Origin of the sequence: Lysinibacillus sp. RC46, assembly GCF_041262385.1 — a bacterium.
In the GTDB taxonomy this organism is placed as follows: Bacteria; Bacillota; Bacilli; order Bacillales_A; family Planococcaceae; genus Lysinibacillus.
The window spans coordinates 1-6,634 of record NZ_JBGCCF010000065.1 but is presented as its reverse complement, the minus strand read 5'-3'; the positions used below and the strand labels follow the sequence as shown (position 1 = coordinate 6,634).

At 33.6% G+C, this 6,634-nt stretch carries 8 protein-coding genes and 3 pseudogenes; 6 read left to right on the top strand and 5 right to left on the bottom strand.

Annotation, left to right across the window (positions count from 1 at the left end; all coding sequences use genetic code 11):
* A partial coding sequence (locus ABH966_RS26785) for an IS3 family transposase (protein ID WP_370083752.1) occupies positions 1-86 on the top strand: 86 nt, incomplete at its 5' end.
* A 33-nt stretch (positions 87-119) separates the two neighbouring features.
* Positions 120-428: pseudogene (locus ABH966_RS26780) on the top strand (ATP-binding protein); the annotation flags it as partial.
* 143 nt (positions 429-571) lie between these two features.
* Here ABH966_RS26780 and ABH966_RS26775 read toward each other — a convergent pair.
* The 5 genes and pseudogenes from ABH966_RS26775 to ABH966_RS26755 all read right to left on the bottom strand — a co-directional run bounded on the left by ABH966_RS26775 (position 572) and on the right by ABH966_RS26755 (position 3,225).
* Positions 572-1,146: pseudogene (locus tag ABH966_RS26775) on the bottom strand (GNAT family N-acetyltransferase).
* A gap of 203 nt (positions 1,147-1,349) precedes the next feature.
* Positions 1,350-1,526, bottom strand: a complete 177-nt coding sequence (locus ABH966_RS26770; RefSeq protein WP_370083748.1) for a hypothetical protein — start codon at positions 1,524-1,526, stop codon at positions 1,350-1,352.
* Positions 1,527-1,623: 97 nt separating this feature from the next.
* Positions 1,624-2,223 carry a DUF6744 family protein gene (locus ABH966_RS26765; protein WP_370083750.1) on the bottom strand — a complete coding sequence of 200 codons (600 nt, stop codon included), beginning with the start codon at positions 2,221-2,223 and terminating at the stop codon, positions 1,624-1,626.
* Between the two features lie 50 nt (positions 2,224-2,273).
* A pseudogene (locus tag ABH966_RS26760) lies at positions 2,274-2,528 on the bottom strand (DUF6744 family protein); the annotation flags it as partial.
* Between the two features lie 370 nt (positions 2,529-2,898).
* Positions 2,899-3,225, bottom strand: a complete 327-nt coding sequence (locus ABH966_RS26755; RefSeq protein WP_370083746.1) for a hypothetical protein — start codon at positions 3,223-3,225, stop codon at positions 2,899-2,901.
* A 126-nt stretch (positions 3,226-3,351) separates the two neighbouring features.
* On the opposite strand from ABH966_RS26755, the gene ABH966_RS26750 reads away from it, so the two are divergent.
* The 4 genes from ABH966_RS26750 to ABH966_RS26735 form a co-directional block, all read left to right on the top strand.
* Positions 3,352-3,891: a M57 family metalloprotease gene (locus ABH966_RS26750; RefSeq protein WP_370083744.1), complete on the top strand. Its 540-nt coding sequence runs from the start codon at positions 3,352-3,354 to the stop codon at positions 3,889-3,891.
* A 14-nt stretch (positions 3,892-3,905) separates the two neighbouring features.
* Positions 3,906-4,469 (top strand): hypothetical protein, encoded by a 564-nt coding sequence (locus tag ABH966_RS26745; RefSeq protein ID WP_370083743.1) that lies wholly within the window; start codon positions 3,906-3,908, stop codon positions 4,467-4,469.
* A 217-nt stretch (positions 4,470-4,686) separates the two neighbouring features.
* Complete coding sequence (locus ABH966_RS26740; RefSeq protein WP_370083741.1) at positions 4,687-5,445, top strand: class I SAM-dependent methyltransferase; 759 nt, start codon at positions 4,687-4,689, stop codon at positions 5,443-5,445.
* 606 nt (positions 5,446-6,051) lie between these two features.
* The coding region (locus ABH966_RS26735) for a class I SAM-dependent methyltransferase (protein ID WP_370083739.1) at positions 6,052-6,634 on the top strand (583 nt) is incomplete at its 3' end.

Here is a 6,634-nt window from a genome sequence, read left to right as displayed (position 1 = left end):
CCTATTACAATCATTATCGGGGTCAATGGAACTTAAAAAAGATGACGCCTGCACAATACAGACTTCATCTTCTTCAAGTTGCCTAGAGCTTTTTTAAAAATGTCCTTTACAAAGGGTACACTTTAAACAGGCTAGAGAGTCGTTTAAAACATTATACAAAATATAAATTATTAATCATCGATGAGATTGGTTACTTACCTATTGATCCAGAGGATGCGAAACTGTTTTTCCAGCTCATTGATGCCCGTTATGAGAAACGTAGCACGATTTTCACAACGAATGTGAACTTTAAATCATGGGATGAAATTTTCCCTGAACCGAAGTTAGCAAACGCGATATTAGATCGTATTTTACATCACGCAAGCGTTGTCACAATCGTCGGTGATTCATACCGATTAAAGCATCACTTAACCTCGGAAAACGAGTAATTTTGTACACCCTTAAACGAGCAAAAATGTACATATTGGTGTTGACATTTATAGTCAGCTAGAATTATAGTTTTATGCACCTTTGAAGAAATGGTCAATTTGTACAATACATTATAAGATGAAACAGGGTAAATAATAATTCATTATTTATCTAGGTTGTACTCTTCTTGAAGCAAGCCGTATATTTCTAAATCTACAACACCTTTACCAGACCATAACGTAGCTTGTCTTAAAAGTCCTTCGTGTAAAAAAACATTTTTCAGGAGCACCTTTTTAGATGCTTCATTTAATGGCAAAACCTCAGCCTGAATGCGATTTATATTTACTTCCTCAAATAAAAATTTGACAAGTATTTTAAGCGCATACGTCGCAAGGCCATTACCCCAATAGTCCTCTGCCAAAAAGTAACCAATCGTCACCATATTCACTTTTTGATTAAAATCCATTGCTTCTATAATACCTACTAATGTATCGCTATCAGACTTTTGAAAAATGCCCCATTTGATTCTGCTTTTCTTCAGGTAGTCTCTGTCAAAATGACCGATCATTTTACCCACAGTTTGGATATTATGTTTCGGGATTATCCCACAATATTCAAATACCTTTTCATTATCATAGATCGCAAATACTTCCGGTAAATGTACATCTTCAATTTTTTTAGCACTACATTTTCGGAGCTTATTAATGGGAAATCTGCAAACACTTTTTCGATTTTCATAATAGTATTCTCTCCTTATTTTTTCCCCTTTAAGTTGAAGAGGCAATATTCAATTGAACTTTGAGTCCTTACAAATAATCCGTACTATAACCCCTTTTTAAAAATAGGCTCTTCACCCAACTAGTGAAATCTTCACTAATGATGATAAGAAATAAAATAGACATATTGCGCAACGCGCCTTAGATATGTATAATTTTACTATATTATACAGAAAGTGAGTGATTTATGATGATAGTCAGCTCTATTGAACGCTCCTTTGAAAAATTAATTACCATAGCCAATCCTGCTTCTGTCCAAATAGTTGCCTCCATTTGTTTTTTGTCGGTATAAATCCCATCAAAATGTGGAGCAACTGCCATCATAAAAAATAAATTATCCATAATTAATCTCTCCTTAATGAGTTTTTAGATAAAATAAAAAAGAACCACTTTTTTAGTAGTCCTCTCAAACGAGTTTTTTGATAATGTTGTAAAAATTTTACTTTTCATGTTTTTTAGCTGGCTTTATTAAAAGCTCATCAGTCATTTTTTGAATTGCAGCATTAATTAAATCAAAAGCACCTTCAACCTGATTAATTTCACCAGTTAAAATAGCTTTGTAATCTTTAAACTGATCAACAGCTTGTAAAGCAGTTGCTAAAGCCTCTTTTTCGAACTCTTTACGCTTTTTTTCAGGCATTAGTGTTAAATCCTCGTTAGCTTTAATAGCTTCACGACATTTATTTAATACCCCTTGTAGATGTTCTTGCACCTTTATTTTGATTAACGCCTGTTCTTCAGAATTGTTTACTAAAGGAACACAAAACGCATCTCCTTTTTCAAGGAAATTGATATACGCTACAGAACCTTTTAATTTTTCCTCATACTGGACTGGAACAAAGTAAACTCCACCTGTAGCTCGCATTAATATAGGTGACATAGAATTAAATAGCTTCGTGATTGAACCACGAACTGTATTCCCATTATGGGTTGTTAGATACTCTTGGAATGCAGATTCAGCATGGTTTACTAAATCCATACATGTCGGATCATTCCAAACTGTAGACATATCTCCTGTTTTTACATCGAAACTTAAAATTGCACCTTCCGAATCATAATCAAGACATTCACGTTCGGCATTTACTGTCTCTACAACATATGCTTTACAGGCTTTTGTCCCGCACGTACAATGTCCCGAACCGTAAAGTTTTTAAAGTTTTTATATTCTTTGCTTTCCGCTGTAGGTTTCCATGATTTAATTTCACATTCCCTTGCAGCTCTAGCAAATGCATCCTTAGGATCTATTGGGTTAGGTAAGTAACTTAAATCAAGCTTTAGTGACTTCTCCATTTCATCACGACGATATAACGCCTCACCAACAGAATAGGACACTATATAACCTAATAATTCAGACCCAGCACCAACAGTTTGTGTTGCTACTCCTTTTCCTAAAACTTGTTTTCAATCTTGCATAATGCATCTCCCTTTCGAGTTTTTTAGATTTTGGTGTATAAAAAAAGCGCATTTTAGCTATGTAGACATAGTAAAATACGCTTTGATACAGAAGTTATAAAAATTTTATAGTAGAGATTATAGCGATTGATAACTCTACAAATACATTAAAAACATGAAACCTTAACCAGTAATAAGTTTAGTTTCTTTCAAAATGATTTAATAAATATGCTTCTATTTTAACATATTGGATTAGAATTATTCAATTGTAGCGTTTAAAAAACAAAGGGAACAAAGGTTGAAATGAAGAAATGTTTAATACTTATTCCTCGACTACAAGTTTTATTAATTTTCCGTCTTCATTAACTACCGCAATCGCTTTTGAAATATCAATGTTATTAATAGCATAAATTTTTGTTCCAACTGGATAAATATTTGAAGATAATTCTTTACTATCTTGCTCATTGTTGAGGTGGTATTTTACTTCCCCTAACTTTTCACCAAGTTGGTCATTCTCTAAAACTTCTTCAGTCACAATGTAATGTGTATTATTATACTTTACGAATTGAAAAGCCCAAGAAGATGAAGAATTACATCCTATTAACAAGAAAATTAACAAAAAACAACAAAAGTAAAAAGAAAATTTCAAAGTCATACCTCCTTTTTAGAAATAATACCATTTTTCCAGAGAAATGGATGGTTTTTCTAGAAAAAAGGAGGATTTTTTTATTTTTTACAGAAATTATATAATAATCTAAAAAAAGGAGGGTATCTTTTGAAAAAAATAATTATTTTCACACTATGTATGTTTCTAACTTTTGCAGTTGCTCAACATGCTTATGCTTATGCCTTATTAGGAGGTAAACACAAAACGAACAACATTACTTACACAGCAAGGGACTTTAACGGAACTTATGAAAAGATTGGAAAACAATTAAATAATGCTATAGCGGATTGGAATGCAACAAGTACGAAAATTACATTTAGCGCTCATTCGGGTTCAAATACAACTAGACCGCAGATTGTTATCAAATCTGATGATTATGGAAAAACTGGTTGGTCAGGACGTGCGACAAGTTATCGTGAATGGGTTACTACCGGAGACTATGTTGATTCAATTGTTCAAGGTAATTTATATTACTTAAACGACTATGGTGCTAGTACAGTAAAGGGTGTATGGGCTCATGAATTAGGACATGCTTTAGGTTTGGCTCATGTGGATGGAAGCGATAAATTAATGTACGACAACGATGGTAGAACAGTTTATAAGCCTACACAGGATGAAATAAATGGTGTTAATTCACTTTATAAATAAGGAGGGATTCATTAATGCATAAAAAGAAAAAAAGCATCTTATTATTAAGTATTGGATTTAGTCTACTTTTATTATCATTTATCATATTAAAGACAACAAACTATCCATTATCTTCGCAATCTATGGGAGTATCAATAACAAATAAATATGACACAATTAGTGAAATCGAGAATGATTCCTCAATTATAGTTAATGCTACTGTCGAAGGGAACGAATCGTTTATTTATAAAGATGTGCCATTTACTATATCTGAACTAAAGGTAAATGAAGTTTATAAAGGTAATGTCGAAAAAGGAAATAGTATTAATCTTTTGGAGACTGGTGGAGTTATTGATAATGTTGAATATACTGTTGAAACGGATACGACTTTGAAAAGAAATGAAGATGCTATTCTATTTTTAACTGAATATGAAGGTCCTATATTAGAAAACACGAAAAAGTATGTTGTTTCAGGCGTATTTCAAGGGAAATTCAGAATGAATGAGGATAACTCCATTATCCCATCTGAACATAATGATGGGGAGTTATCAGAGATTAGATTAGTAGAGGATCTTAACTTAGAAGAGATAAATAATTAGCAATTTCCCAATTATCTTTTAAAAATTGGCGTGTTAAAGTACTAGAATAAAGAAGGACAACTGTCACACAAGTGATTGTCCTTCTTTTTTAATTGCTTATGAAAAATAAAAAAGCCTAGTAAAGTTAAAGTAAACTAGGCTTTTTCCAACAAACAAATATAAGGTGTGGAAGAAGTAAGAATAATAGATTCTTCTGCCCGAAATCGGAGGAATTGAAATGTATAGTTTTTACGGACCATTATGTACAGAACTTAATGATTTGACAAAACCAATAGGATATTCAATTGGTGGGGATATTGAATATTATCTTGAACGATTAAAAGGAACTAAGGGAAGAGTACTTGAAGCGGGGGTTGGCTCTGGACGCTTCTTAATCCCTTTACTTGAAAATGGATATGATGTTGAGGGGATTGACTACTCACCTGAAATGTTAGATTCATGCCGAAAACACTGCAATGAAAGAGAATTCAAGCCAAATCTATATGAAGGTAACTTAAGCAATTTTTCATTAGACTCAAAATATGAAGAGATTGTTATGCCGACAGGTTCGTTCTGTTTAATCGAGAATTCAAAAGATGCGATGGATGCATTAACATGTATGCATAATCATTTGATTCCTGGTGGCCGCTTAATTGTAGACATGCTTTTACCTACAGACTGGCGAACAGGGGAAATTACTTCATCCTACTATGAAATTTCGCAAGAGGAAGGAATTTCAATCGAAAGAAAAGCCATTGAAATGAACTGGATTGATCAATATACGCTAACCGTTTTAAAATATGAAAAATGGCGAAATGGTAAATTAATTGATACAGAGTTACAAAGATTTCCGGTAAGATGGTACGGTATAGAAGAATTCAAGCTTATATTAACAAACATAGGCTTTTCTGATATTACCTGTTCCGCTGAATATGTTTATAACAAGGAGCCTTCAAAAGAGCATTCACTAATTACATTTGAAGCTGTTCGTAAATAAATAAACCTGCTAGATTTTAGCTAAGAAAGTAGCTAAATATCTAGCAGGTTTTTAGATTTAATCATAATTCTTTTTTTCTCATACCTTGTCCAATGCTACAGATTCCTGTACTGTTGATCGCTTAATGTTAAATTCATTCCAGATCGAGTCCTTTTCATCTAGCAATTCCTTTCCATTCCAAATGATGTCGTAAATGTCACCCTCGTAAGCAATGGCTCGGCCAAATGCAAATGAAATAAAATAGTCCTTCCAGGATTGGAATGCATGGCTTCCGGCATCAGGATCAGCGTCACAGATGAGACCCTGCAGCGGAGCGGATGTTTTCTGTGCGAAAGCGTAGCGGCAGCAACTGGGTTTTGTCTGTGCGAAAGCGAAGCGACAGCAACAGCAAAGCGCCCAGTCGGAACGGAAATCAACCCACGCTAAGTGATAATTGATCTTATAAACATATTGTGCAACAATACTTTATTTTGTATAATTTTACTATATTGTACAGAAAGTGAGTGATTAATGATGATAGTCAGCTCTATTTTTCCAACAAACAAATATAAGGTGTGGAAGAAGTAAGAATAATAGATTCTTCTGCCCGAAATCGGAGGAATTGAAATGTATAGTTATTACGGACCATTATGTACAGAACTTTATGATTTGACAAAACCAATAGGATATTCAATTGGTGGGGATATTGAATATTATCTTGAACGATTAAAAGGAACTAAGGGAAGAGTACTTGAAGCGGGGGTTGGCTCTGGACGCTTCTTAATCCCTTTACTTGAAAATGGATATAATGCTGAGGGGATCGACTACTCACCTGAAATGTTAGATTCATGCCGAAAGCACTGCAATGAAAGAGGAATCAATCCAAATCTATATGAAGGTAACTTAAGCAATTTTTCATTAGACTCAAAATATGAAGCGATTGTTATGCCGACAGGTTCGTTCTGTTTAATCGAGAATTCAAAAGATGCGATGGATGCATTAACATGTATGTATAATCATTTGATTCCTGGTGGCCGCTTAATTGTAGACATTCTTTTACCTACAGACTGGCGAACAGGGGAAATTACTTCATCCTACTATGAAATTTCGCAAGTGGAAGGAATTTCAATCGAAAGAAAAGCCATTGAAATGAACTGGATTGATCAATATACGCTAACCGTTTTAAAATATGAAAAATGGCGAAATGGTA